25 protein-coding genes and 1 pseudogene are annotated in these 23,541 nt (G+C 73.1%); 16 read left to right on the top strand and 10 right to left on the bottom strand.

Annotation, left to right across the window (positions count from 1 at the left end):
• On the top strand, window positions 1-294 hold a 294-nt coding region (locus BMZ92_RS21160; protein WP_143249906.1), incomplete at its 5' end, for an integrase core domain-containing protein.
• Here the strand turns inward: BMZ92_RS21160 and BMZ92_RS21155 are convergent.
• Entirely contained in the window at window positions 291-1,181 is an 891-nt protein-coding gene (locus BMZ92_RS21155; RefSeq protein WP_091510339.1) for an alpha/beta hydrolase, read from the bottom strand. The two genes, BMZ92_RS21160 and BMZ92_RS21155, sit on opposite strands and share 4 nt — an antisense overlap.
• A gap of 41 nt (window positions 1,182-1,222) precedes the next feature.
• On the opposite strand from BMZ92_RS21155, the gene BMZ92_RS21150 reads away from it, so the two are divergent.
• Window positions 1,223-1,672, top strand: a complete 450-nt coding sequence (locus tag BMZ92_RS21150; RefSeq protein WP_091510337.1) for a MarR family winged helix-turn-helix transcriptional regulator — start codon at window positions 1,223-1,225, stop codon at window positions 1,670-1,672.
• Here BMZ92_RS21150 and BMZ92_RS21145 read toward each other — a convergent pair.
• The gene (locus tag BMZ92_RS21145; protein WP_245783173.1) at window positions 1,619-2,272 is read right to left on the bottom strand and encodes a Long-chain-fatty-acid--CoA ligase; all 654 of its coding nucleotides are present in this window, start codon (window positions 2,270-2,272) and stop codon (window positions 1,619-1,621) included. The two genes, BMZ92_RS21150 and BMZ92_RS21145, sit on opposite strands and share 54 nt — an antisense overlap.
• A gap of 21 nt (window positions 2,273-2,293) precedes the next feature.
• On the opposite strand from BMZ92_RS21145, the gene BMZ92_RS36930 reads away from it, so the two are divergent.
• Window positions 2,294-2,902: a phosphatase PAP2 family protein gene (locus tag BMZ92_RS36930; protein ID WP_143249905.1), complete on the top strand. Its 609-nt coding sequence runs from the start codon at window positions 2,294-2,296 to the stop codon at window positions 2,900-2,902.
• Here BMZ92_RS36930 and zapE read toward each other — a convergent pair.
• Complete coding sequence (gene zapE, locus BMZ92_RS21140) at window positions 2,802-3,824, bottom strand: cell division protein ZapE (RefSeq protein WP_091510335.1); 1,023 nt, start codon at window positions 3,822-3,824, stop codon at window positions 2,802-2,804. The genes BMZ92_RS36930 and zapE overlap by 101 nt on opposite strands.
• A gap of 40 nt (window positions 3,825-3,864) precedes the next feature.
• Between zapE and BMZ92_RS21135 the strand changes: the two genes are divergently transcribed.
• Window positions 3,865-4,611, top strand: a complete 747-nt coding sequence (locus BMZ92_RS21135; RefSeq protein WP_091510333.1) for a pyrimidine reductase family protein — start codon at window positions 3,865-3,867, stop codon at window positions 4,609-4,611.
• Between the two features lie 2 nt (window positions 4,612-4,613).
• Here the strand turns inward: BMZ92_RS21135 and BMZ92_RS21130 are convergent, their stop codons facing one another.
• Window positions 4,614-5,072, bottom strand: a complete 459-nt coding sequence (locus tag BMZ92_RS21130; protein WP_091510330.1) for a MarR family transcriptional regulator — start codon at window positions 5,070-5,072, stop codon at window positions 4,614-4,616.
• An 84-nt stretch (window positions 5,073-5,156) separates the two neighbouring features.
• Here BMZ92_RS21130 and BMZ92_RS21125 point away from each other — a divergent pair, with 84 nt between their 5' ends.
• The 4 genes from BMZ92_RS21125 to BMZ92_RS21110 all read left to right on the top strand — a co-directional run bounded on the left by BMZ92_RS21125 (window position 5,157) and on the right by BMZ92_RS21110 (window position 9,715).
• A complete protein-coding gene (locus BMZ92_RS21125) occupies window positions 5,157-5,681 on the top strand; it encodes a GNAT family N-acetyltransferase (protein ID WP_091510328.1) in 525 nt (174 codons plus the stop codon).
• A gap of 15 nt (window positions 5,682-5,696) precedes the next feature.
• Window positions 5,697-6,767 (top strand): ATP-dependent DNA ligase, encoded by a 1,071-nt coding sequence (locus BMZ92_RS21120; RefSeq protein WP_091510390.1) that lies wholly within the window; start codon window positions 5,697-5,699, stop codon window positions 6,765-6,767.
• Between the two features lie 58 nt (window positions 6,768-6,825).
• Window positions 6,826-8,388, top strand: coding sequence for an alpha/beta hydrolase (locus tag BMZ92_RS21115; protein WP_091510326.1), 1,563 nt, complete (start codon window positions 6,826-6,828; stop codon window positions 8,386-8,388).
• 130 nt (window positions 8,389-8,518) lie between these two features.
• On the top strand, window positions 8,519-9,715 hold the full coding sequence (locus BMZ92_RS21110) for a glycosyltransferase 87 family protein (protein WP_245783172.1): 1,197 nt from the start codon (window positions 8,519-8,521) through the stop codon (window positions 9,713-9,715).
• Here the strand turns inward: BMZ92_RS21110 and BMZ92_RS21105 are convergent.
• On the bottom strand, window positions 9,640-10,665 hold the full coding sequence (locus tag BMZ92_RS21105; RefSeq protein ID WP_091510323.1) for an MsnO8 family LLM class oxidoreductase: 1,026 nt from the start codon (window positions 10,663-10,665) through the stop codon (window positions 9,640-9,642). The two genes, BMZ92_RS21110 and BMZ92_RS21105, sit on opposite strands and share 76 nt — an antisense overlap.
• A gap of 40 nt (window positions 10,666-10,705) precedes the next feature.
• Here BMZ92_RS21105 and BMZ92_RS21100 point away from each other — a divergent pair, with 40 nt between their 5' ends.
• Window positions 10,706-11,596: an LLM class flavin-dependent oxidoreductase gene (locus tag BMZ92_RS21100; protein WP_091510321.1), complete on the top strand. Its 891-nt coding sequence runs from the start codon at window positions 10,706-10,708 to the stop codon at window positions 11,594-11,596.
• A 121-nt stretch (window positions 11,597-11,717) separates the two neighbouring features.
• Here the strand turns inward: BMZ92_RS21100 and ligD are convergent, their stop codons facing one another.
• Window positions 11,718-12,734, bottom strand: a complete 1,017-nt coding sequence (gene ligD, locus BMZ92_RS21095; RefSeq protein WP_091510319.1) for a non-homologous end-joining DNA ligase — start codon at window positions 12,732-12,734, stop codon at window positions 11,718-11,720.
• Window positions 12,735-12,777: 43 nt separating this feature from the next.
• Here ligD and BMZ92_RS21090 point away from each other — a divergent pair, with 43 nt between their 5' ends.
• From BMZ92_RS21090 to msrB, 4 genes are all read left to right on the top strand, one after another.
• Window positions 12,778-13,506, top strand: a complete 729-nt coding sequence (locus BMZ92_RS21090; RefSeq protein ID WP_091510317.1) for a TVP38/TMEM64 family protein — start codon at window positions 12,778-12,780, stop codon at window positions 13,504-13,506.
• 68 nt (window positions 13,507-13,574) lie between these two features.
• Window positions 13,575-15,083 (top strand): serine/threonine-protein kinase, encoded by a 1,509-nt coding sequence (locus BMZ92_RS21085; RefSeq protein ID WP_245783171.1) that lies wholly within the window; start codon window positions 13,575-13,577, stop codon window positions 15,081-15,083.
• Window positions 15,084-15,101: 18 nt separating this feature from the next.
• Window positions 15,102-15,395: a hypothetical protein gene (locus BMZ92_RS21080; protein ID WP_091510314.1), complete on the top strand. Its 294-nt coding sequence runs from the start codon at window positions 15,102-15,104 to the stop codon at window positions 15,393-15,395.
• Between the two features lie 10 nt (window positions 15,396-15,405).
• Entirely contained in the window at window positions 15,406-15,828 is a 423-nt protein-coding gene (gene msrB, locus BMZ92_RS21075) for a peptide-methionine (R)-S-oxide reductase MsrB (RefSeq protein WP_091510310.1), read from the top strand.
• 75 nt (window positions 15,829-15,903) lie between these two features.
• Here msrB and BMZ92_RS21070 read toward each other — a convergent pair.
• From BMZ92_RS21070 to hemE, 4 genes and pseudogenes are all read right to left on the bottom strand, one after another.
• Window positions 15,904-17,165 (bottom strand): annotated as a pseudogene (locus BMZ92_RS21070) (CoA transferase).
• 12 nt (window positions 17,166-17,177) lie between these two features.
• Window positions 17,178-17,870, bottom strand: coding sequence for a hydrogen peroxide-dependent heme synthase (hemQ, locus tag BMZ92_RS21065; RefSeq protein ID WP_091510307.1), 693 nt, complete (start codon window positions 17,868-17,870; stop codon window positions 17,178-17,180).
• A 4-nt stretch (window positions 17,871-17,874) separates the two neighbouring features.
• The gene (hemG, locus tag BMZ92_RS21060) at window positions 17,875-19,248 is read right to left on the bottom strand and encodes a protoporphyrinogen oxidase (RefSeq protein ID WP_177228802.1); all 1,374 of its coding nucleotides are present in this window, start codon (window positions 19,246-19,248) and stop codon (window positions 17,875-17,877) included.
• On the bottom strand, window positions 19,248-20,324 hold the full coding sequence (gene hemE / locus BMZ92_RS21055; protein WP_091510382.1) for a uroporphyrinogen decarboxylase: 1,077 nt from the start codon (window positions 20,322-20,324) through the stop codon (window positions 19,248-19,250). The genes hemG and hemE overlap by 1 nt, the downstream gene beginning before the upstream one ends.
• An 87-nt stretch (window positions 20,325-20,411) precedes the next feature.
• Here hemE and BMZ92_RS21050 point away from each other — a divergent pair, with 87 nt between their 5' ends.
• From BMZ92_RS21050 to BMZ92_RS21040, 3 genes are all read left to right on the top strand, one after another.
• Window positions 20,412-20,972, top strand: coding sequence for a DUF3000 domain-containing protein (locus tag BMZ92_RS21050; protein ID WP_177228798.1), 561 nt, complete (start codon window positions 20,412-20,414; stop codon window positions 20,970-20,972).
• Between the two features lie 427 nt (window positions 20,973-21,399).
• Complete coding sequence (locus BMZ92_RS21045; RefSeq protein WP_091510303.1) at window positions 21,400-22,116, top strand: response regulator; 717 nt, start codon at window positions 21,400-21,402, stop codon at window positions 22,114-22,116.
• A 68-nt stretch (window positions 22,117-22,184) separates the two neighbouring features.
• The gene (locus BMZ92_RS21040) at window positions 22,185-23,420 is read left to right on the top strand and encodes a ribonuclease D (protein ID WP_091510288.1); all 1,236 of its coding nucleotides are present in this window, start codon (window positions 22,185-22,187) and stop codon (window positions 23,418-23,420) included.
• Window positions 23,421-23,541 lie beyond the last annotated feature (121 nt).

The raw sequence follows: 23,541 nt of genomic DNA, 5'->3' as shown, positions 1-23,541 counted from the left end.
TCGGACAACGGGTCGGCCTACCGGTCCCACGCTTGGCGCGACACGTGCACCGAGCTGGGAATCACCCCGAAACGGACCCGGCCCTACCGGCCGCAAACCAACGGCAAGCTCGAACGGTTCCACCGCACCCTGGCCGAGGGCTGGGCCTACGCCCGCTTCTACCCATCCGAAACACTGCGCCGGGCCGCGCTACCAGGCTGGCTGCACTTCTACAATCACCACCGACCCCACAGCTCAACCGGCGGCAAACCCCCCATCACCCGGCTGACCAACCTCCCTGGACATCACATCTAGAGCCGCTGGGTGAGGAACAGCGCGGCGCGGTCGAGTGCCTCGTCGGCCTCGTCGAGCACGCCCGCGAACGACTGGAACACGTGCGGCACGCCGGCGACGACGTCGAGGATCACGTCGACCCCGGCGTCCCTCGCGCGCGCCGCCAGGCGCGTCGAGTCGTCCAGCAGGATTTCGTTCGTGCCCACCTGGAGCAGCATCGGCGGGAACCCCGTCAGGTCGGCGAACACCGCGGGGCTCAGCAGCTCCTGGGCCGGGTCCGCCCCCGCGAGGTACATCGATCCCGTGTACTCCAGGCCCTCGCGCGTGAACAGCGGGTCGATGCCCGCCTTGCTGTCCATGCTCTCGCCCGTCCTGGTGGCGTCGAGCCCCGGCGAGAACGCCACGATCGCGGCGGGCAGCGGCAGGCCGGCGGCGCGGGCCGCGAGGCACGTCGTGACGGTGAGGCCGCCGCCGGCCGAGTCCCCGGCGAAGGCGACAGTCGCGGGGTCCGCACCACCTTCGAGGAGGGCGCGGTAGGCGCTGACCGTGTCCTCGATCGCGGCGGGGAACGGGTGTTCCGGCGCGAGCCGGTAGTCCACCGACAACGCCCTGAAACCGGTTCTGGCCACCAGGTTCCCGGTCAGCGACAGCGCGGTCTCCGGCGAGCCGAACACGAAGGAACCGCCGTGGAAGTACAGGATCGTGCCCGGGCGCGCCTCGCCCTCCGGTTCGACCAGCAGCGTCCGGTGGCCGCCGAGTTCCGTCTCCGTGGTGCGGATCCCGTCCGGCACGATCATGGTCGCCATCAGCTCCGCGAAGCCCGCCCGGATCGCCTCGACCGAACGCGGCCCCGCCGGCCGCGGCGCACGCAGCATCGCGTCGATCTTTTCCCGTTGCGCCTTGCTCATCCCCGCTCCTTCCAAAAGTACATGCCGCTACAGTATATGCCGTGGAATATAAGTCGTTGTTCGCCGACCTGGTCCGCTGCGAGACGCGTCTGTACAACGCGCTCAACGACCGCCTGCGGGAGCGGCACGGCATCGTCACGTCGCAGTACGAGTTCCTGCGCTACCTGCGCGAACACCCCGGCGCACGAGTCGCGGAACTGGCGGCCGAGTTCGTCATCGGCATCGGGGCGACCAGCAAGGGGATGGACCGCCTGGAGCAGCGCGGCTGGATCGCGCGGCAGCCGAACCCGGCCGACCGGCGGTCGTCGTTGCTGGTGCTGACCGACGAGGGAGCGCAGCTGGCCGAGGCCGCCGAGCGGACCGTCACGGAGCGCCTGTCGGAACTGCTCGGCGGCCCGCTGACCGAAGCCCAGCTGTCGGCCGCCGCCCGGGCCCTCTCACTGCTGCGCGCCGCACTGGAGCGGGACCGGATCGGGACGCCGACGGGCTAGTACTCCACCCACACGTTGGGCTCGACGTACACGGCGAAGTCGTGCGCCACCGAGGCGAGCACGGGCACCAGCGCACCTTCGACGGTGGACGAATGGACCGAAAGCCGTTGTCCGATGGGCCGAACGCGCCACGAACTCCGCCATCGGCACGTGCGGTTCCAGGGCCTTGGTCGTCGGGCGCACCGGCACCACCAGGCGGGACAGCCCGCGTGCGGACTCCTCCAGCACGCGCAACGCCTCCGCCGCGATCCCTTCCCCGCGCCGCCCCAGCGCCACCTGCACGTCGAGCGCCGCGAGCGCGGTCGGGCGGCGGCCGTCGAGCGCGTCCTCGGCGGCCCACAGGATCGCGCCGTCCCAGCCGGTGTCGGGCAGTTCCTCCCGGCCCGGCGCGGGAAACGCCACCGGCACCCCCACCGCGCGCGCCACCGGCTCGCCGCCGTCGAGGAGGACCAGGAAGTGCTCCGGCCAGCGGCGCGCGAGCCGGGCCGCCCTCGTCAGCGTGCCGATCTCGTCGTGCTGCAGGAACTCGAAGCCGATGTCACCGATCCGCAGCGCCGCGTCGAGCAGGTCCGGCCGCGTCGCGAGGGTTTCCACGTGCACGGCGTCAGTATCCTGGCGGCGGTGAAGGCACGGATCGGCGCGGCGGCAACGGCACTGGCCGTCGTGGTCGTGCTCGGGGTCTGGTCACCGGAACCGCTCATGCGCGGCCGCGGCGACGGGAGCGCGCTGCCTGAGTTGTTGTCGTTGTTCCTGCGCCCGACCGAACCGTACGTGCTGATCCCGCTCGTCGCGCTCGCCGTGGCCGTGTCGGCGCTGCGCCGCGACCGGGCCGCGGTCCTGCTCTGCCTCGCCGGGCCGACCGTGCCGCTGGCGCTCAACACGTGGCTGCTCAAACCGCTGTTCGACCACCACATCGGCAGCTACCTCGCCTACCCGAGCGGGCACACGGTCGGCCTCGTCTCGGTGCTGACCGTGCTGGTGCTGCTCGCCAGGCCGGGCACCGCGCGTGCGGTCACCGTGTCCGCCGCCGCCGTCGTGACCGTCGCGGCCGGGTTCGGGCTCGTCGGCTCCGGCTACCACTACCCGCTCGACGTCGTCGGCGGCACCTGCTTCGCGGTGGCGTGCGTGCTCACGCTGTCGCTGGCGACGCATCCCGCGCGAGCGCCATCAGCCGGCTCACCGCGCGCAGGTACTTCTTCCGGTAGCCCCCCTGCAGCATCTCCTCGGTGAACAGCTGCGAAAGCGGCTGCCCCGAGGCGAGCACCGGGATCGCCCGGTCGTAGAGCCGGTCGGCGAACGCGACCAGGCGCAGCGCGACGTTCTGGTCCGGCGCCGCGTGCACCCCCCGCAGGTGCACGAGCGAAACGCCGTCGACGAGCCGCCCGTACTTGGACGGGTGCAGGCTCGCCAGGTGCTCGCACAACGCGTCGAAGTCGTCGATCGTCGAACCCTCGTGCGCGGCCGCGGACTCCTCCAGCGCCGCGTCGTCGGCGGGCGGGGGCGGTTCGGGCAGGCCGCGGTGGCGGTAGTCGGGGCCGTCGACGCGGGTCACGGAGAACCGCGCGGACAGGGACTGGATCTCCCGCAGGAAGTCCTCGGCCGCGAACCGGCCCTCGCCCAGCTTGTCGGGCAGCGTGTTCGACGTCGCCGCGACGTACACGCCCGCGTCGGTCAGCTCCCGCAGCAGGCGGCTCACCAGCGTCGTGTCACCGGGGTCGTCCAGCTCGAACTCGTCGATCGCGAGCAGCTTGTGCTCCGACAGCCGCCGCACCGCCTCGGCGAACCCGACCGCGCCGACCAGGTTCGTCAGCTCCACGAACGTGCCGTACGCCTTGGGCCCGGGCGCCGCATGCCAGGTCGAAGCCAGCAGGTGCGTCTTGCCGACACCGAACCCGCCGTCGAGGTAGAGCCCCTGCTTGCCGCCGTCGTCCTCGCCGCCGCCGAACAACCCGAAGAACCGGGACTTCCTGCCCGACCGCGCGGAGATCCGCGCGGCGAAGGCCTCGCACGACTCGACCGCCTGCGCCTGGCTCGGCTCGTCCGGGTTCGGGATGTAGGTCGAGAACCGGACGGCGTCGAACCGCGGCGGCGGCACGAGCGCCGAGATCAGCTCGTCGGGGCTGATCTCGGGACGGCGGTCGGTCAGGTGCATAGCCCGAGGGTAGTGCTGGGCGGTCACTAGGATTCCGGGCATGCGCATGCTGTGGCCGACCCCACTCGACGACGTGACCGACGACGACCTGGAGCGGCTCTACGGCTACCCGCGGGACCTCGACCGGCCGTGGGTGCAGGTGAACTTCGTCGCCTCCGCCGACGGCGCCGCCACCCTCGACGACGCGTCCGAGGGCCTGTCCTCCCCCGCGGACAAGCGGATCTTCCTGCTCGGCCGCGACCTCGCCGACGTGGTGCTCGTCGGCGCGGGCACGGCGCGTGCCGAGGGGTACCGGGGCGCGCGCACCAACCCCGAGCGGCAGGCCCGGCGCCGCCGCCTCGGGCTGTCCGACCTGCCGCCGATCGCCGTCGTCAGCGGCAGCGCGCGGATCGACCCGTCCTCGGCGCTGTTCACCGACACCAAGGTGCCGCCGATCGTCATCACGACCGCCGCCGCGCCGGAGGACCGCCGGGCCGCGCTCGCCGAGGCCGGGGCGGACGTGCTGATCGCGGGCGAGCAGATGATCGACCTCACGGCCGCGCTGAAGGAACTGTCCGCCCGCGGCCTGCGGCGGATCGACTGCGAAGGCGGGCCGCACCTGTTCGGCGAGCTGATCGCGGAGGACCTGGTGGACCAGCTGTGCCTCACCGTCGCCCCGGTGCTGGCCGGGGCGGCAGGCCCCCGCATCGCGATGGGCCGCACGGCGAGCGAGCCCCACCGCCTCCAGCTGGAGTCGATCCTCTACGAGGACGGCTTTTCCATGCTGCGGTACCGGAAGGCCGCCTAGGCTCAGCCGGGCAGGTCGCCGTCCCCGCCGAGGTTCGCGACCAGGCGGCGCAGGACGTTGACGGTGGTCACGAAGTCGGCGGTGTCGATGCCCTCGTGCATCTGCCGGTGCACCCGCAGGTTGCGCTCCTCGGCCCGCCGCCGTCCCGCTTCTCCCGCCTCCGTCAACGTCATGCCCTCCGGGGTTTCGACCAGCCAGCCCCGCGCCACGAGGTCGTCGAACACGTCGTCGAAGTCGATCCCGAGGTCCTCGTACTTCGCCAGCCGTTCGACCAGCGTCGCGCGGGTCCACCGGCCGGGAGCGCCCGCGACGTGGTTGAGCGTCCACCAGTGCGGCTGGGTGAGGTCCTCGACGGCCAGCTGCGCGCGCAGCGCACCCACCACGCGCCGGTACGCCTCCCCCGTCCACGCGCCGATCGGCTGCGCGGCCAGCTCCTCCTGCGAATACTCCCTCAGTGCCATGCGCCGACCGTAAAACCTCCAGCGGACTGGAGATCAAGAGCAGCCGGCGGCGGCGTTCGCGGGAAGCCCGCTTACGCTCAAGGCATGCCCGCTCTCCGGTCCGCGCGCCTGGACCTGGTGGAGTTGTCCGAGCACGCGCTGCGGCTCGCCGTCGGGCGGGACACCGCCGGGCTCGCCGCGGAGCTCCAGGCGGCCGTGAGCGACGACTGGCTCGACATCCTCCCCGCGGAGGAGAACCTCGCCGCCGTCCGCGAGGACCCGGCCGCCTCGCCGTGGCTCTCCCGCGCGCTCGTGCTGCGCGAAACCCGTGAACTGGTCGGCGAAGCCGGGTTCCACCACCCGCCCGACGAACTCGGCGTGGTCGAGCTGGGTTACGAGGTCCTGCCCGCCCACCGGCGCCGCGGCTACGCCACCGAGGCGATCCGCGCCCTCACCGACTGGGCGTATTCGACCGGCGACGCCTCCAGCGTCTACGCGACCATCGCCGCGGACAACGCGGCCTCGATCGGCCTGGTCCGCGCGCTCGGGTTCCGCTTCCAGGAACTCTACGAGGACCCGCTGCAGGGCCCGCTGGTGTTCTTCGAACGCACGCTCCCGCTGCCGCGCTGAGGCAGAATGGCCGGCATGCTGCCGCTGTCGCCGCCGATCCAGCCGATGCTCGCCCGTCCGGCGAAGCAGATCCCCGACGAGGCCGGGTGGCTGTTCGAGCCCAAGTGGGACGGGTTCCGCTGCCTCGTCTTCCGCGACGGGGACGAGCTGACGCTCCAGTCACGGGCCGGGAAACCGCTCAACCGCTACTTCCCCGAGATGCTGACGCAGCTGACGGCGGTACTGCCGGAGCAGGTCGTGCTGGACGGCGAACTCGTCGTCGCCCGAGGGGGCAGGCTGGACTTCGACGCGCTCACCGAGCGCATCCACCCGGCGGCCAGCCGGATCACGCTGCTCGCCGAGCAGACCCCCGCCACGTTCGTCGCCTTCGACCTGCTCGCGCTCGGCAGTGAGTCCTTTGTGGACGAACCGACGAGCGCCCGCAGGCCCCGGCTGGAGGAACTGGTGGGTGGCGGCCTCGGCATCACGCCCGCGACGACGGACGCCGCCGTGGCGCGCGACTGGTTCACGCTGTTCGAGGGGGCCGGGCTGGACGGCGTCATCGGCAAGCCGCTCGACGAGCCGTACGCGCCGGGCAAACGCGTGATGGCCAAGTACAAGCACACCCGCACCGCGGACTGCGTCGTGGCGGGCCTGCGGTGGCACAAGGATTCGGAGCCGGGACAGGCCGTCGGCTCCCTCCTGCTCGGGCTCTACGACGACAACGGCGTGCTGCACCACGTCGGCGTAGTCGGCTCGTTCCCCGTCGCCCGCCGCCGCGAACTCGCCGGGGAGCTCGCCGACCTGATCACCGAGGGCGAGCACCCGTGGCTCGGCGACCGCCCGGTGGAGGGGCAGCGGCTGCCCGGTGGCATCACGCGCTGGCGGAGCACCGAAGCGGCGTGGGTGCCGTTGCGCCCGGAACGGGTGGTCGAGGTGGCCTACGAGCACACCGAAGGCGGTCATCCCGCGCGCTTCCGGCACACCGCGCAGTTCGTCCGCTGGCGCCCCGACCGCGAGCCCGCCTCGTGTGGTTACGCGCAGCTCGACGAACCCGTCCGCTACGACCTCGACGCGGTGTTCAAGGGCGAGGTCCGGCTACCCTGACCCGCTTACCCGCCGCTCACCGGCGGCGTGCGAAGGTCGGAGCAGAACGCGACGAAGGATGAGGGGATCCGTCTTGCTCCGCCGGCCTTTCCTGCTGCTGCTCGCCGTACTGGTGCCCGGTCTGGTCGCCGGGTGCACGGCGGGGCCCTCGCAGCGCCCGGCGGTGGTGGAGAACGACGAGCCCGCCGCGTCGAGCCCGGTGAGCACGACGCAGGCCGTGCCGCTGCCACCGCTGACCGACCCGCAGGCCCCGTCGATCGACTGGGCGGACTGCGACGCCCAGGTGCGCGCCCGCCTGGAACCCCCCGCGGTGCCCGCCTCGCTCCGGTTCAGCTGCGGCGAGGTGCAGTCGGTGCTCGACGCGCCCGACCTGCCCGGCCGCGTGCAGACCCGCATCGCGGTGCTCAAGGCGGGCGACGGCCCGATCCCGCTGGTGGTGCTCAACGACATCGACGGCGAGAGCGGCACGCTCTACGCCGCGCACCTGGCGGCGCTCGTGCCCCCCGCGCTGCTGCAGCGGTTCTCCCTCGTCGGCGTCGACCGCCGCGGCACGGGCGAGTCCGACCCGGTCGGCTGCGTGCCGAGCGACGTGCGGGGCGCGCTGCTCTCCCAGGACCCGGCGGGCGGCGAGCTGGAGACCGTGCTCGACGCGGCGCGCCGGGCGGGGCAGCAGTGCGCGATCGAGCTGGGCAGCACCCAGCAGGCGCTGGACAGCTGGCGCACGGCCGGCGACCTCGACCGCGTCCGCGAGGACCTGGGCGTGCCCAAGCTGAACGTGCTCGCCCGCGGGGAAGCCGCCGACGTGGTGACCGCGTACGCCGACCGTTACCCCGGCCGGGTCGGCCGCGTGGTGCTGGACGGCATGCCCGACCCGTCCAGCGATCCCGGCACCGTCCTGGGTGAACTCGCGGCGGCGCAGCAGGCCGCGCTCGAAGCGTTCGGCGCCGACTGCGCGGCGCGCGGCTGCCCCCTGGGCAAGGACGCCGCAGGCGTCGTCACCGCACTGCTGAACCAGGTGCGCGCGGCGCCGCCGACGCTCGCGAACGGGGTGCAGTTCGGGCCGGGTGTCGCGCTCAACGCGGTCCTCGCCGGGCTCGCGGACCGGACGCGCTGGCCGGAGCTGGCGAACGCAATCCAGTCCGCCCGCACCGGCAACGCCACCCCGCTGGCCGCGTTCGTCGCGCCGCTGCTCAACGGCTCACCGCTGGCGCCGTCCAGGCTCGACGCGGCGCTCGCGACCCTGTGCAACGACAGCACCACCCGGCTCCCGGTGAACCAGGTCAGCACGCTGACCGAGACCCTCCGGCAGCGCTCCCCGCTGTTCGGCGGGCTCGTCACGCAACGCCTCCTGTGGTGCCTGCCGTGGCCGGGACGCACCGAAGCGCTGCCGTCACTCGGAGTCGCCGGGCTGCCACCCGTTCTGGTGACGAGCACGAAGGCCGACCCGGTCACGCCGGAAACCGGCACGACGCGCGCGGCCCAGCAGATGACGAGCGCGGTGCGGGTCTCGTGGCAGGGCGCGGGGCACGGGGCGCTGGGTTCCCCCTGCGTGGGCGAGGTCGTGCGGGCATTCCTCGTGGACGGAAGGGTGCCCGCGAACGGCACGCTCTGCCCCGCCTAGGAGCGGTCGCCGTCTGCCGTTACGCTTGGCAGTCGCCATTGGTCAAGTCCCACACTGGGGGTAAGCCGTGTCGTCATCCGCCGTCGAGGCTCCGGCAGCCGCGCCGTCGCCCTCGGCCCCGGAGAGGCGAGTGCTGCCCGCACCGGCCTTCTGGGCGATCCTCGTGCTGGGCGTGCTCGCCGGGGGCTGGTTCCTCAAGGAGCTGCTCGAGGACGTGGGCAGCCACCTGCACCTGCTCGACCTCGGCGTGTACCGCATCGCCGGGGAACGCGTGCTCGACGGCACGTCGGTGTACGACACGCCGCTGCTCGGCCACACCCGCGGCGAGTGGGAGTTCGTCTACACCCCGTTCTCGGCGCTGCTGTTCGCGCCGCTGGCGAAGATCACCGGGGTCGCCTTCTCCTACGTGGGCGGCATCGGGAACTTCCTCGTGCTGGCGGTCGCCGTGTGGGCCGCGCTCGCGCTGCTGAACTACCGCCGCGACCTGCGGCTCGTCGTGTTCAGCCTGCCCGTCTCGGCCCTGCTGCTGTGGTGCGAGCCGGTGCGCGAGACGATGGCGTTCGGGCAGGTCAACCTCGCGCTGATGGCGCTGGTGCTGGTCGACGCGCTGCTGCCGGACTCGTTCCGCGGCAAGGGCGTGCTCACCGGCATCGCGGCCGGCATCAAGCTGACCCCGGCCTTCTTCATCGGGTACTTCCTGTTCACGCGGCGGTACCGGGCGGCGGCGGTGTCGGCCGCGTCGCTCGTCGGCACCGTCGTGCTCGGGTTCCTGGTGCTCCCGCACGACTCGAAGACGTACTGGTCCGGCGCCTTCGCCGACCCCACGCGCGTGGGCGTGCCGGAGAACCCCTCGAACGAGTCGCTGCGCGGCATGTTCGCCCGGGACATCGGACTGGGCGGCGGCTGGAAGGTCGTGTGGTTCCTCGCGGCGGTGGCGCTCGCGCTGCTGTGCCTGTGGCTCGCGCGGCGCCTGTCGTTCGGCCGCCAGGAGCTGCTCGCGGTGGTGCTGTGCGGCCTGGCGACGACGCTCGTCTCGCCCTACAGCTGGGTGCACCACTGGGTGTGGCTCGGCGCGCTGCTGGTGTGCCTGCTCGACGCCTCGCTGCGGCCGCGGGCGTGGGGGGCGTGGCTCGCGCTCGTCGTCACGGCGTTCCTCGTGTCCGGCAACGTGCTGCCGCTACTCGGCGTCGAGCACGGCACCGTGCTCGACTTCCCCGACTGGCACGGCCTCGGCTTCCTCTACCACAACGCCTACATCTGGCTGACGATCGTGGTGTTCGCCGTGGTGGCGGTCCGGCTCAGGAAGCTGTCCGCGAGCCGCGAGTAGGAGTCGAGCATCTCGGCCCGGTCGTAGGTGCTGGTGGTCAGCAGGATCTCGTCGGCGCCCGACCGCTCGGCCAGCGCGCGCAGCTCGCGCGCGGCTTCCTCGGCGGTGCCCCGGATCTGCCCGCGCATCGCCTCGGTGAACAGGCGGCGTTCGCGCTCGGACATGTCCAGCGCGAGGACCTCCTCGGCCGGCAGCAGCGGCGGGAACACCCCGTGCGTGCGGGAGTAGGCGGCCGACCACGCCTCCGGCACCAGCAGCCGTTCGGCCTGCTCGGCGGTCTCCGCGGCGGCCGCCGTGACCGACACGACGACGTACGGGTACGGCGACCAGGACGACGGGCGGAAGTTCTCCCGGTACCGGCCGATGGCGTCCAGCATCCGCTGCTCGCCGCGCACGGCCCCGATCACCAGCGGCAGGCCCAGCTCGGCGGCGAGGTCCGCGCCGGAGCCGGTGGCCAGCAGGAACGGCGGCACGCGGAGCCCCTCGGCCGGGAACGCGTGCACGCCGGGGAAGGCGCGCTGGGTCCCGTCGAGGAAGCCCAGCAGTTCCCGGACCTGCTCGCCGAACCGGTCGGCGTCGTCCTTGTCGTGGCCGAGCGCGCGGCGGACCCCGCCGGTGAACCCGACCGAGCGGCCGAGCCCCATGTCGATGCGCCCGGGGAACAGCGACTCCAGCACGCCGAACTGCTCGGCGACGACGAGCGGGCGGTGGTTGGGCAGCATCACGCCGCCGGTCCCGACCCGGATCTGCTCGGTGGCGGCGGCGACGGCGGCCGCGAGGACGGTCGGCGCGGATCCCGCCACGCCGGGCACGCTGTGGTGCTCGGACACCCAGAACCGGTGGTAGCCCAGCGCTTCGGCCTGCTTCGCGAACTCGACGGTGTCGCGCAACGCGTCCGCGTGGCTCGCCCCCTCGCGCGTGCGCGACCGGTCCAGCACGGAAAGCCTCATACCGGGATCAACAGCGGGCGCGGCGACTACATTTCCGGGTATGCGCTTCGCGATCTCCATCCCCCAGTTCGCCGCCGACGGCGAGTTCGACCCCGACACGTTCCGCGCCTACGTCCGCCGAGCCGAGGAGCTGGGCTTCCACAGCGGGTGGACGCAGGAACAGATCCTCGGCACGATGCCGCACCTGTCGCCGCTGGAGACCATGACCTACGCGGCCGCGTGCACCGAGACGCTGCGGCTGGGCTGCGCGGTGTTCGTGACGCCGCTGCACAACCCGGTGCACCTGGCGAAGAGCCTCGCGTCGCTGGACCAGCTCAGCCGCGGCCGGCTGGAGGTCGGCATCGGCACGGGCGGCCGCGCGCGCCCGTTCGCGGCGTTCGGCGTCGACGGGGAGGCGCTGGTGGCGCGGTTCCTGGAGGGGCTGGAGGTGATGCGGGCGCTGTGGACGCGGCCGGAGGTGACGTTCGAGGGCCGGTTCTGGCAGCTGTCGGGGGCGCCGATGGAGCCGAAGCCGTTCCAGAAGCCCGGGCCGCCCGTGTGGTTCGGCGGCAGCCACCCGAACGCGTTGCGCCGCGCCGTCCGGCACGGCGACGGCTTCTTCGGCGCGGGCTCCACGACGACCGAGAAGTTCGCCGAGCAGGTGCGGATCGTGCGCGCGGAGAACCCGGATTTCCCCATCGCGAAACGCATCTACGTCGCCGTCGAGGACGACGGTGACCGCGCCCGCAGCCGCATGGCCGACGGTCTCGAGGCGATCTACGGCAAGCGGGGCCTGGAGGCCGTCGCCGTGGCGGGGACGCCGGCGGAGTGCGTGCGCGGCGTGCAGGAGGTCGCGGAGGCGGGCGCGGAACTCATCCTGCTCACCACGGTGTACGACCAGGCGGAGCAGATGGAACGCCTCGCCGCGGAGGTGCTGCCCCAGGTGGGGTGAGGGGCTGTCTCCATCGGGGCAGTGCCGTCCGGTTCTCCGCCGTTCGAGCTTCGCGCGGGCCTCCGCGGTCCTGCGCGAAGCTGATGCGCGTGCACCAGCTGATCAACCCCTGAAAGCGCTTTCACTCCGGCCGTGCCTTGCTCGGCTGCACGCGCTTGGGCTCCCCGGGCATCTTGGGATAGTCGGGCGGGTACGGCATCTCCCCCAGCCCGTGGTCCCGCTCGTCGCGGGCGTACCACTCCAGCAGGGTCTCCAGCCCGAACGCCTCCGACTCCAGCGCCGCGTGCGGGTCGCCGTGTTCGGCGTACCACTGCGGCACCGTGAACACGTCGAAGTCGTCCGGGTGGACCTCCGCCAGCTGCTCCCACGTCACGGGCGTCGAGACCGTCGCCCGGGGCGTGCCGCGCACCGACCACGCCGAGGCGATCGTGCGGTCACGAGCCGCCTGGTTGTAGTCCAGGAACACCCGGCCCTGGCGCTCTTCCTTCCACCACGCGATCGTCGCGAGCTTCGGCAGCCGCCGCTCCACCTCGCGGCCCAGCGCGATCACGGCGTGCCGCACGGCGATGAAGTCCCACTCGGGCCGGATCCGCACCCGGACGTGCACGCCGCGCCCGCCGGACGTCTTCGGGTATCCCGTCAGCCCCGCGTCGGCGAGCACCTCGCGCACCGTCTGCGCGACCCGCACCGCGTCGTCGAAACCGGTCTCGTCCGACGGGTCCACGTCCACGCGCAGTTCGTCGGGCCGGTCGACGTCCGAGCGGCGCACGGGCCACGGGTGGAAGTCGAACGTGCCCAGGTTCGCCGCCCAGAGCAGCACCGCGGGTTCGGTCGGGCACACCTCGTCGGCGGTCCGCCCGGACGGGAACGTGATCCGCGCGGTCTCCACCCACGGCGGCGCCCCCTTGGGCAGCCGCTTGGCGTAGAAGTACTCGCCGGTAACGCCGTCCGGGTAGCGCTTGAGCGTCGTCGGCCGCTCGCCCACCGCCGCCAGCAACGGTTCCGCGACGGCCAGGTAGTACTCGGCCACCTGCCGCTTGGTGATCCCGCGCTCGGGGAAGTACACCTTGTCGGGACTGGACACGCGGACGGTCCGCTCCCCCACCTGGTACTCGACCGGTTCACCGTTCTTGGGCACGGCCCCACCGTAGCCGCCGAGAGCGTGCAATACCGTGGAAGCCATGCCCCGCCGGACCAAGCTGATCGTCGCGGTCGTCGTGCTCGCCGTGCTCGTCGCCGCGGCTTTCGTGCTGCCCGTGCCGAGTCCGGCGCACCTGCGCGACTGGGCCGCGGGCGCGGGCCCGGCCACCGCGCTGCTGTTCCTCGCGGCGTACTCCCTGCTCACCGTCGCCCCGATCCCGCGCACCGTGTTCAACCTCGCCGCCGGGCTGCTCCTCGGGCCGGTCGCGGGCATCGCGGTCGCGCTGACCGCCACCGGGATCTCCGGCCTGCTCGGCTTCGGGCTGGCCCGGCTGCTCGGCCGCGACCTGGTTTCCCGGCACCTGCGGCGGAAAGCGGTGCACACGGTGGACGAGCGGCTCGCGGGCGGCGGCGTACTCGCGGTCACGTCGCTGCGCCTGATCCCCGTGGTGCCGTTCGCCCCGCTGTCGTACTGCTGCGGGATCCTGTCGGTGCGCCCCCTGCCCTACCTCGCCGGCACGGTGCTCGGCAGCCTGCCCGGCACGGTCGCGGTCGTCGTGCTCGGTGACGCGCTCACGGGCGGCACGCCGCCGGCGTTGCTCGCTTGCTACCTCGGGTTCGCCCTGGTCGGAGCCCTCGGAATGATCAAGGTCCTGCGCGGGGCAGCTTACGGAAGCCGCACGGAGCAGCCCGCTACACTCGACGCGGTGCGCGGGGAGGGTGTGCGCGCTCGATTCCACCAAGAAGTGCAGGCAGTTTCCGAGGAGTAGCCGCCATCGACACCGGTCAGCTGATCGCAGGGCACTATCGCCTCGTCGAACACATCGGCAGCGGCGCCATGGGCGTCGTGTGGCGCGCGGTCGACGAGCGCCTCGAACGGGCGGTGGCGGTGAAGCAGATCCTCGCGCAGCCGGGGATGTCCGAGGCCGAACGCAGCAGCATGCGGCAGCGGGCGATGCGCGAGGCGAAGAACGCCGCCCGCTTCCAGCACCCCAACGCCATCGTCGTGTTCGACGTCGCGGAGCAGGACGGCGACCCGTGCCTGGTCATGGAGTACCTGCCGTCGAAGAGCCTGTCCGCGGTGATCGCCGAGCAGGGCACGCTGGCGCTCGGCGAGGTCGCGAAGATCGGCCAGCAGGTCGCGTCGGCGATCGTGGCCGCGCACCGCGCCGGCATCGTGCACCGGGACATCAAGCCCGCCAACATCCTCATCGACGAGCACGGCACCGCCAAGATCACCGACTTCGGCATCTCCCGCGCGGCCGGTGACCTCACGCTGACCCAGACGGGCCTCATCGGCGGCACGCCCGCGTACCTCGCGCCCGAGCTGGCCCGCGGCTCCGACCCCTCGCCCGCGTCCGACGTGTTCTCCCTCGGCGCGACCCTGTACCACGCGCTGGAGGGCCAGCCGCCGTACGGCAACAGCAGCAACCAGCTCGCGCTGCTCTACACGGCCGCGAACGGGCAGGTCATCCCGCCGCGCCAGTCCGGCAAGGCGACCGCGCTGCTGATGAGCCTGCTGCGCGTCGAGCCGGAGGAGCGGCCGAGCATGGCCGAGGCTCGTGACCGGCTGGCCGCGCTCGCCGCGGGCGAGCCGGACGTGAAGGCGGGCACGCTGGTCTCGCCGCCGCTGTACTCGGCGGGCAGACAGCCGGCCGCGGTTCCCGCGGCCGAAGCCCCGCCCCTGCCGCCCCCGCCGGGCGAACGCCTGCCGTGGCAGCGCACCGGTGCCGTCGCCGCGGCTCCGCCCCAGCGCTCCCCGCGCAACCCGACGGCCGCCTTCATCCCGCCCGAGCGTCCCGCCGGGCAGAACAGCTCCGCACGCGTGGCGGCGAAGCGCCGCAACGTGCTCATCGGTTCGATCGCGGCCGCCGTCGTGGTGGTCGGGGTCGTGTTGTTCTTCGTGCTCAACTCCGCCGGCTCCGATGACGGCGGCAAGAGCGCGCAGGGCGTGGGCAACGGCCCCCGCACGGCGACGTCGGCACCGCCGTCGAGCCCGTCCAGCTCGGCCCCGGCCTCGCCGGTGGGCCAGAGCGGGAACGCCGGTGCCGTGAACTACAGCCAGGCCGGCCAGGTGGTGGACCAGTACCTGGACCAGATCGGCACCGAGACCGCGTGGAACCTGCTGACGCCGGGCGCGCAGGCGGTGTTCGGTTCGGTGCAGGGCTTCCAGTCCTACTGGGCCGAGCACAAGGTGCAGTCGTACAACCAGATCCGCGCCGAGGGCGGCACGAACCCGGACGGCTCGGTCGACATGTACGTCACCGTCAACGGCAGCCGCATCCACTGGCGGGTGGTGAACACCCCGGCCGGCTTGCGCATCGACGCGAACACCCAGCTGGGCTGATGGCCTACCGTTGACGGCATGGCCGAGAGCGAGCGCAACCCGCGTTTCGAGGACGACCTGGTCGGGCTGGACCCGGAGGATCCCGAGGCGCAGGCGTTCGCCGCGCACCTGGACCGGATGCAGCGCTGCGAGCCGGGCTTCACGATCGAGGCTTCGCTGAGCCGCGTGGAGGACTTCGCGGAGTCGTCGTCGCGGGCCGGTGGCCTGCGGTGGTGGGTCGCCGCGACGATCGTGGTGTTGATCGTGCTGGGTGTGATCGTGGCCTCGTGGGACATCGTCGTGCGGGCGATCGCGTGGCTTTCCGCCGGGTAACCTGGGAGGCATGAAGCCTGTCACCGGAACCACCCCCCGCGTGGTCAAGTCGGAGCAGGAATGGCGGGCGCAGCTGAGCCCGGAGGAGTACGCCGTGCTCCGCCAGGCCGCCACGGAGCGCCCGTTCACCGGCGAGTACACCGACACGAAGACCGAAGGCGTCTACGAGTGCCGTGCCTGCGGAGCCGAGCTGTTCCGCAGCGACACGAAGTTCGAAAGCCACTGCGGCTGGCCGTCGTTCTTCGACCCCGCCGACTCCGACGCCGTCCTCATCCGCGAGGACCGCTCGCTCGGCATGGTGCGCAAGGAGGTGCTGTGCGCGTCCTGCCACAGCCACCTGGGCCACGTCTTCGAGGGCGAGGGCTACCCCACGCCGACCGACCAGCGGTACTGCATCAACTCCATCTCGCTGCGGCTCGTGCCGCAGGCGTGACCGTTCGCCGGGCCGCGTGCGCGCGGCCCGGCTCCGGCACCGCCCCGCCGAGTCACGCCGCCGCCCAACCCGGCCTCACCCGCCGAACCGCGCCTCGTCCCCGCCCGGCTCCGGCGCCGCCGACGCCCAGTACGGCGGCGCTCCCGGCAGCTCCCCCGGCACGCGCACGTGCGTGGTCCGCCCGGTGCGGGTCAGCAGCCCCGAAACGTCCAGCTCCCCGGCCGAACCCTCCTCGCGCCCCAGCGAGTCCAGCCACAATCCCGTGCGCGCCAACGACAACCGCACGCGGTGGCTCCCGCCCTCCAGCGCACGTCGCCGCAAGGCCGTCATGATCGCCGCCGCGGTCAGCCAGCCCGTGCCGTGGTCGAGCGACTGCGCGGGCAACGGCCGCGGGCCGTCCACCGCCGCCTCCGCCGCGATGCCCGACGCCAGCTGCACCAGGCTGTCGAACCCGCGCCGCCCCGCCCACGGCCCGTCCCAGCCGTACGCGTTCAGCTCCGCCACCACGATCCCCGGCCGCGCCTCCGCCAGCCTCTCCGCCGTGAAACCCAGCCCCGCGAGCGCACCCGGCCGGTAGGACTGCAGGAACACGTCCGCCTGGCCGATCAACCGCCACAGCGTGTCGCGCCCTGCCTGCGTGCGCAGGTCCACGTGCGCGGACCGCTTGCCCAGCCCCGTGTCCGCCCACAACCCGGGCAGCGCGGGCAGGTGCGCCGCGCCGACGTGCAGCACCTCCGCACCGTGCGCGGCGAGCACGCGCCCCGCCACCGGTCCGGCGATCACGTGCGTCAGCTCCAGCACCCGCACGCCGCCGAGCGGACGCTCCGAAGTGGACAGTCCGGCGACCGGCGCCGAGCCGAGGGAATCCCAAGCCACCAAGGGGGATTCGCCAGCACCTGCCCCTGGGGATGCGCGAGCCACTCTTCGCGAGTGCGCATCGCGGCGGCGGCGCCACCCTCCGCGAGCACGGCCTCCTGCACGTCCTCCGCGCCCCGCTTCGCGACCGCCGCCGCCAGGTCCTCCGTCCCGAGCGCCCGGCAGGCCGCCTCCGCGTGGTGCGGGTAGTTGCAGTGCAGCCGGACCCAGCCGTCCGCCGCCCGGTAGTCCCCCGTCAACGGGTCCCACAACCCGGGCAGCGGCTCACCGTCCAGGCGCAGGTAGCGCTCACTCCGGAACGCGGCCGCCGCGTGCCGCCGGTCCACCGACACCGGACCCGGGTCGATCCCCTTGAGCCGCAACAACTCCGCGGCCTCCACCGTCGCGGCGGCGACCGCCCTCGCGGCCGCCTCGGTCACCCGGAACGGCCCCGGCAGCACCGACTCCGGCCCGGTGAACACGCGCCCCGCTCGCTACGGCAGGGCGGCGATCAGCTCGGCGGGCGGCACGCGCGTGCCGGTGTAGAACGGGATCTCCTCGCGCACGTGCCGCCGCGCGTCGCTGCCGCGCAGGTGGCGCATGAGGTCCACGATGCGGTGCAGCTCGTCGGCCTCGAAGGCGAGGATCCACTCGTAGTCGCCGAGCGCGAACGACGCCACGGTGTTGGCCCGCACGTCCGGGTAGTCGCGCGCCATCTTGCCGTGCTCGGCGAGCATCCGGCGGCGCTCCTCGTCGGGCAGCAGGTACCACTCGTACGAGCGGACGAACGGGTACACGCAGATGTACTTCCGGGCCTCTTCACCGGCCAGGAACGCCGGGATGTGGCTCTTGTTGAACTCCGCGGGCCGGTGCAGCGCGAACTGGCTCCACACCGGCGTCGAGGCCCGGCCCAGCGGCGTGCGGCGGAAGCCGGTGTACGCGGCCTGCACCTGCTCCGGCTCCTCGGCGTGCCACCAGATCATGTAGTCGGCGTCGGCGCGCAGACCGGACACGTCGTACACGCCGCGCACGACCACGCCCTTGCTCTCCAGCGCGTCCAGGTACTCCGTGGTCTCGCGGGCGGCCGCGCCCCGGTCCTCGGGGAGCTTGCCCGGCTCGGCCCGGAACACCGACCAGGCGGTGTAGCGGATGGTGTCGTTGAGTTCGCTGTAGTTCAGGCGCGCCATGTCTTCATGATGGCACCGCCGCGTTTCCCGTGGTCTGAGAGGTGATGCGGCTCGCGGCCGCAGCCGCCGTGGCGATGCACGCGGGGATGCCGACGCCATGCAGCGCCGCTCCCGCCACGGCCAGCCCCGGTACCTCCCCCACGGCCCGCTCCACCCGCTCGACGACGTCCAGGTGCCCCACGCCGTACTGCGGCAGCCCGCCGCCCCAGCGCGTCACGTGCGTAGCGATCGGCTCGGCCCTGACGCCGGTCAGCTCGGCGAGGTCGGCCCGCACCAGCCGCACCAGCTCGTCGTCGTCCGCGCGCAGCGCGCCCGGTTCGCCGAAGCGCCCCACGGACCCGCGCACGAACAGCGCGTCGTCGCCCACGTGCGCCCACTTGCGGCTGGAGAACGTGAACGCCTTGGCCGAGAAGCCTTCCCGCGCGCCGATGAGCACGCCGGAGGCGTCCGGCACCGGCGCGTCCGGCGGCAGCGCGAGCGCGACCACGGCCATCGACGCGACCTCGACCTCGCCCAGCGCGGCGGACGCCGCGGGCGCGACCTCGCCCAGCAGCCGCCGGGCCGCGGGCGCGGGCACCGCGAGCAGCACCGCGTCGAAGTCCTCGGCCTCGTCCCCCAGGTCGACCCGAAAACCCTCGGGCAGCCGTCGCAGCCCTCTCACGAGCGTGCGCAACCGCACGTCCGGCTTGGCCAGCTCCACCAGCCGGTCGATGAGCGTGCCGAGCCCGCCGACGAGCGTGCCGAACACCGGCGCGGGGTTCGCGGACTTCGGCAGCAGCGACGCGGCGACCGCGGTGAGCGGGGCGGGCTGCCGGTCGAGCGCGTTCGCCAGCGCGGGGAGGGTGGCCCGCAGGCCGAGACCGTCGGCGCCACCCGCGTAGACGCCGCCCAGCAGCGGGTCGACGAGCCGGTCGACCAGCTCGTCACCGAACCGCTCACGCAGCAACGCGCCCAGCGACACGTCCCCGTCCAGCCGGACGGGAGGCAGCTCAGCTTCCGCCGCGACCCGGCGACGGCCGTCCTCGGACAAGACATCGGCGACGGCGTCCACCGAACCCGGCACTCCCATCACGGTTCCGCCGGGCATGCCGACCTGTCGCCCGCCGGCACGCACCGTCGAGCGAGCACGGGTGGGATGCGTCAGCCGGTCACCCAGCCCGGTCTCCTCGACGAGGGCCAGCGCCTCCGGGCGCCGCGCGAGGAACGCCTCGGCGCCCACGTCGTAGGGCGTGCCGGCCAGCTCGATCGTCCGCAGCTTGCCACCGAGCCGGCCGTCCGACTCGAACAGCGTGAGCTCGGCCGCGTCGCCCAGCCGCTGCCGCAGCCGGTACGCCGCCGTGGCCCCCGAGATCCCCCCACCGACGACCGCGACACGCATCACGGCTCCAGGCTGTGCACCAGCTCGGCGACCCTGGTCAGCACGGCCGGATCGGTCCCGGGCGGCACCCCGTGCCCCAGGTTGAAGATGTGGCCCGCCGCGGCGCGGCCCTCGGCGACGATCCGGCGGACCTCCGCCTCGATCACCGGCCAGGAGGCGCCGAGCAGCGCCGGGTCGAGGTTGCCCTGCACGGCGGGTGCGGGCGAGCCGTCCGCGGTCAGCCGCCGCACGGCCTCGTCCAGCGGGATCCGCCAGTCCACGCCGACCACGTCGGCACCGGCCTCGCGCATCGCGGTCAGCAGTTCGCCCGTGCCCACGCCGAAGTGGATGCGCGGCACGTCGTACTCCGCGAGCCCGCGCAGCACCTTCGCCGAGTGCGGCAGCACGAACTCGCGGTACTCGCGCAGCGACAGCGCACCGGCCCACGAGTCGAACAGCTGCACCGCGTCCGCCCCGGCGTCCAGCTGGACCTTCAGGAAGGTCAGCGCCATGGTCGCCAGCCGGTCGGCCAGCGTGTGCCACAGCTCCGGCTCGGAGCGCATGAGCGCCTTCGTGTGCTCGAAGTGGCGGCTCGGGCCGCCCTCGATGAGGTACGAGGCGAGCGTGAACGGCGCGCCGGCGAACCCGATCAGCGGCGTGTCGCCCAGCCGCTCGACCAGCAGCCGGACGCCCTCGGCCACGGGGGCGACCTGCTCCGGCGCCAGCTCGGGCAGCGCCGCGACGGCCGCCGCGTCCCGCACCGGCTCCGCGATGACCGGCCCGGTGCCCGGCACGATCTCGATGCCGACGCCCGCCGCGTAGGGCGGGACGACGATGTCGCTGTAGAGGATCGCCGCGTCCACGCCGTGCCTGCGGACCGGCTGCAGCGTGATCTCGGCGAGCATCTCGGGGTCGAAGCAGGACTGGAGCATCGGCACGCCCTCGCGCAGCGCGCGGTACTCGGGCAGCGACCGGCCCGCCTGGCGCATGAACCACACCGGCACCCGGGACGGGCGGCCGCCGCGGGCGGCGACCAGCAGGGGTGCCGTGGACAGATCGCGCTGAGCCCGCCGGCGCGACGGGGCAGAAGTAGACATCGCGTTCATCGTGCCACGCGCCCGGGCGCCGCCTTCCTTCGGCGCGTCTACGCCCCCACCGCGAAGATCGGTCCTAGAGTCGGCCGGGTGACCGCGATGACGCAGGCGCCAGACCTCTTCCGCAAAGCTGTCGCGGCGCTGCAGACCGTCCGTCCCCGGCCGGAGATGACCCTCGAAGCCGTCCGCGCGCCGCAGCGGCTGGCTCCGTGGGCCTACGCGCTCAGCTGCGAGACCACCGACCCCGCCGACGTCCCCGCGTCCGGGCGGCTGGTGCTGCTGCACGACCCGGAGGGCCAGGAGGCGTGGCACGGGGTGCTGCGGATGGTGGTCTTCGTGCGGGCCGAGCTGGACCGCGAGCTGGCCACCGACCCGTTCCTGCCCACCGTCGGCTGGTCCTGGCTGACCGACGCGCTGGAGCACTCCGGCGCCACCTGGACCGCGCTGGGCGGCACCGTCACCGAGACCTCGTCCGCGCGGTTCGGCGAGATCTCCGGCCCCGCCCGCACCGACGACCTCGAGCTGCGCGCGTCCTGGACGCCGCTGGACGAGCACCTCGAACCCCACGGCGAGGCGTTCCTGCAACTCATGTCGAGCGTCGCCGGACTCCCCCCGGTCGGGGTCACCCTCTTCGGGCACCGGCAGGCCTGAACCCCGGAGCCGACTTCCGGTCCCGTTCCCTCGATGGGGGCGGTTACGGCCCTCGCGAACGGTGAGGGCAACCTTTAGTGCGTTCTGGTGAACACTCTCCCCGTAGGGCTTGACGCGGGCTAGGTTGGTGCCCGAGCAGATGCACGGGCCGTATGCACGAGCATCCGCAGCAGCTCAATCTTGCTCTATCGTGTTCGCTCCGCAAGCCGTTAGCCACTGGTCGTGTATTAACCCATTCGTGTTACAAAGACACCAGTTAGTAACTACTCGATCGGGATAGATACCCGTTCGATCCCCCCGCGGACGCCCGGAGACGGCTCGAGTGCTCCTTCGACGACACCACTTTCGGTCTAGAGCTGGCGCGGCTAATTGGCCGAAAGTCCCGGTGCCGGTCGGGGGGCACGACCGACTCCAGGGAGGTAGTGACGTGGCTGCCGTCGGCTTATCTCAGGCCGTCAGATCCACGCCAGCCGGTGCTTTGCCGGCGAGCATGGTTCCGCACCCGCGGGAAGAGCTGTTTTCCGTACTGGTGGTCGATGACCACCCGCTGCTCAGGGAGGCTATAGCCGCACGACTCGCTCAGATGGGAGCGGGCACCGTTCACGAAGCTGCCACGGTCGCCGAGGCACGTGCCAGGGCGAGTGCGACAGGTCCTTGCGACCTGGCGATCCTCGACCTGGGGCTGCCCGACGGCTCCGGCATCGAGCTGGTGACGGAGCTCCGCAACCACGGCTGGCCCCGCATCGTCGTACTGGCGTCCTCGGACGACCCGTACGCCGTGCGGTCGGCGTTCCAGGCGGGCGCCCAGGCGTACCTGCTCAAGTCGGCCTCGCCCATGGTGGTGACGGACGGCGTGCGGCGGGTGCTCGAGGGCGGCGTGTACGCGGACCCGAGCGTGGCACCGGTGCTGGCCACCGGCACGCGGGTCCCGGGCACGGACAACACCCCGCGCGAACTGTCCGCACGTGAGGTGGAGGTTCTCCAGCTCGTGGCGGACGGCCAGTCCAACAAGGAGATCGGCGAGGAGCTCAGCCTCTCCGCGCTCACCGTCAAGTCGCACCTGTCCCGGATCGGGCGCAAGCTCGGCACCGGCGACCGGGCGCAGATGGTGGCACTGGCGATGCGCGCGGGCGTCATCCGCTGACCGAGGCGAACCGCTCTGCGGGACGGGTCCACCAGGCGCGGTCGGCCCGTCCCGTAGGGTGGAAAGCTGTGGAAACCGCAGATCACGGCCCCGAGGCTCCTGAACCGATCCTGTTGAGGGAACCGGCGGACGGGACGCCTCCCGTGATCTCCGACCCGGTCGAGCTGGCCAGGGCGAGCGAGAAGCTCGCCGCGGGCACCGGCGCGATCGCGGTCGACACCGAACGCGCTTCGGGGTACCGGTACTGGCCCAAGGCCTACCTCGTGCAGCTGCGCCGGGAGGGCGCGGGCACGTTGCTGGTGGACCCGATCGCGCTGGACGGTGAGCTGGAGCCGCTGCGGCAGGCCATCAACGGCGAGGAGTGGGTGCTGCACGCCGCCTCGCAGGACCTGCCGTGCCTGGCCGAACTCGACCTCGCCCCGGCGAGCCTGTTCGACACCGAGCTGGCCGGGCGGCTGGCGGGCTACGAGCGCGTCGCGCTCGGGACGCTCGTCGAGCTGCTGCTGGGGTACCGCCTCGAAAAGGGGCACAGCGCGGCCGACTGGTCGAAGCGGCCGCTTCCCGTCGACTGGCTGAACTACGCGGCGCTCGACGTCGAACTGCTCGTGCCGCTGCGGGAGAAGCTCGAGGCCGAGCTGGCCGCGCAGGGCAAGCTGGAGTGGGCGCGGCAGGAGTTCGAAGCCGTCCGCACGGCTGCCCCGCCCGCCCCGCGCGCCGAGCCGTGGCGTCGCGTGTCGGGCATCCACAAGGTGCGCAGCGCGCGGGGTCTCGCGGCGGTGCGCGCCCTGTGGGAGGCGCGTGACGAGCTGGCCCGCAAGCGCGATCGCGCGCCGAGCCGGGTGCTACCGGACAGCGCGATCATCAACGCGGTGCTGTCGGAGCCCAAGAACGTGGCGGAGCTGCAGGCGCTGCCGGTGTTCGGCGGACGCGTGCAGCGGCGCTACACGGGGAACTGGTTCCGTCACCTGCAGGCGGCGCGTGCGCTGCCCCGCGAGGAGCTGCCGAACCCGTCCCAGCCGAACGACGGCCCGCCGCCGGCCAACCGCTGGGCCGACAAGGACCCGGACGCCGCCGCCCGCCTCGCCGCGGCGCGGACGGCGCTGAACCGCATCGCGGAGCACCATCAGCTGCCCGTCGAGAACCTCCTGCTGCCCGACCTGCTGCGCCGCACCTGCTGGCGGCCGCCGGAGGACCGCTCGCCCGAGGGCGTGGCCGAGGCGCTGCGGGCCGGAGGTGCCCGCCCGTGGCAGGTCGAGCTGACCGCCGGGGAACTCTCGCAAGCCCTCCAGGTGAAGGCGAAGTAGCGGGGGTCGCTGGGCGGCTTTCGGGGCCGTTGGGGGTCGCCGGGGGGCGGTGGGCCTTCCGGATCCCGATTTCGCGCGGCCGCTGCCACGGCACGCGCGAGGCGCGTGCCGTGGCAGCGCG

It is taken from the genome of Amycolatopsis sacchari (genome assembly GCF_900114035.1).
Lineage (GTDB): Bacteria > Actinomycetota > Actinomycetes > Mycobacteriales > Pseudonocardiaceae > Amycolatopsis_E > Amycolatopsis_E sacchari.
This window is presented reverse-complemented; position numbering and strand designations above follow the sequence as displayed.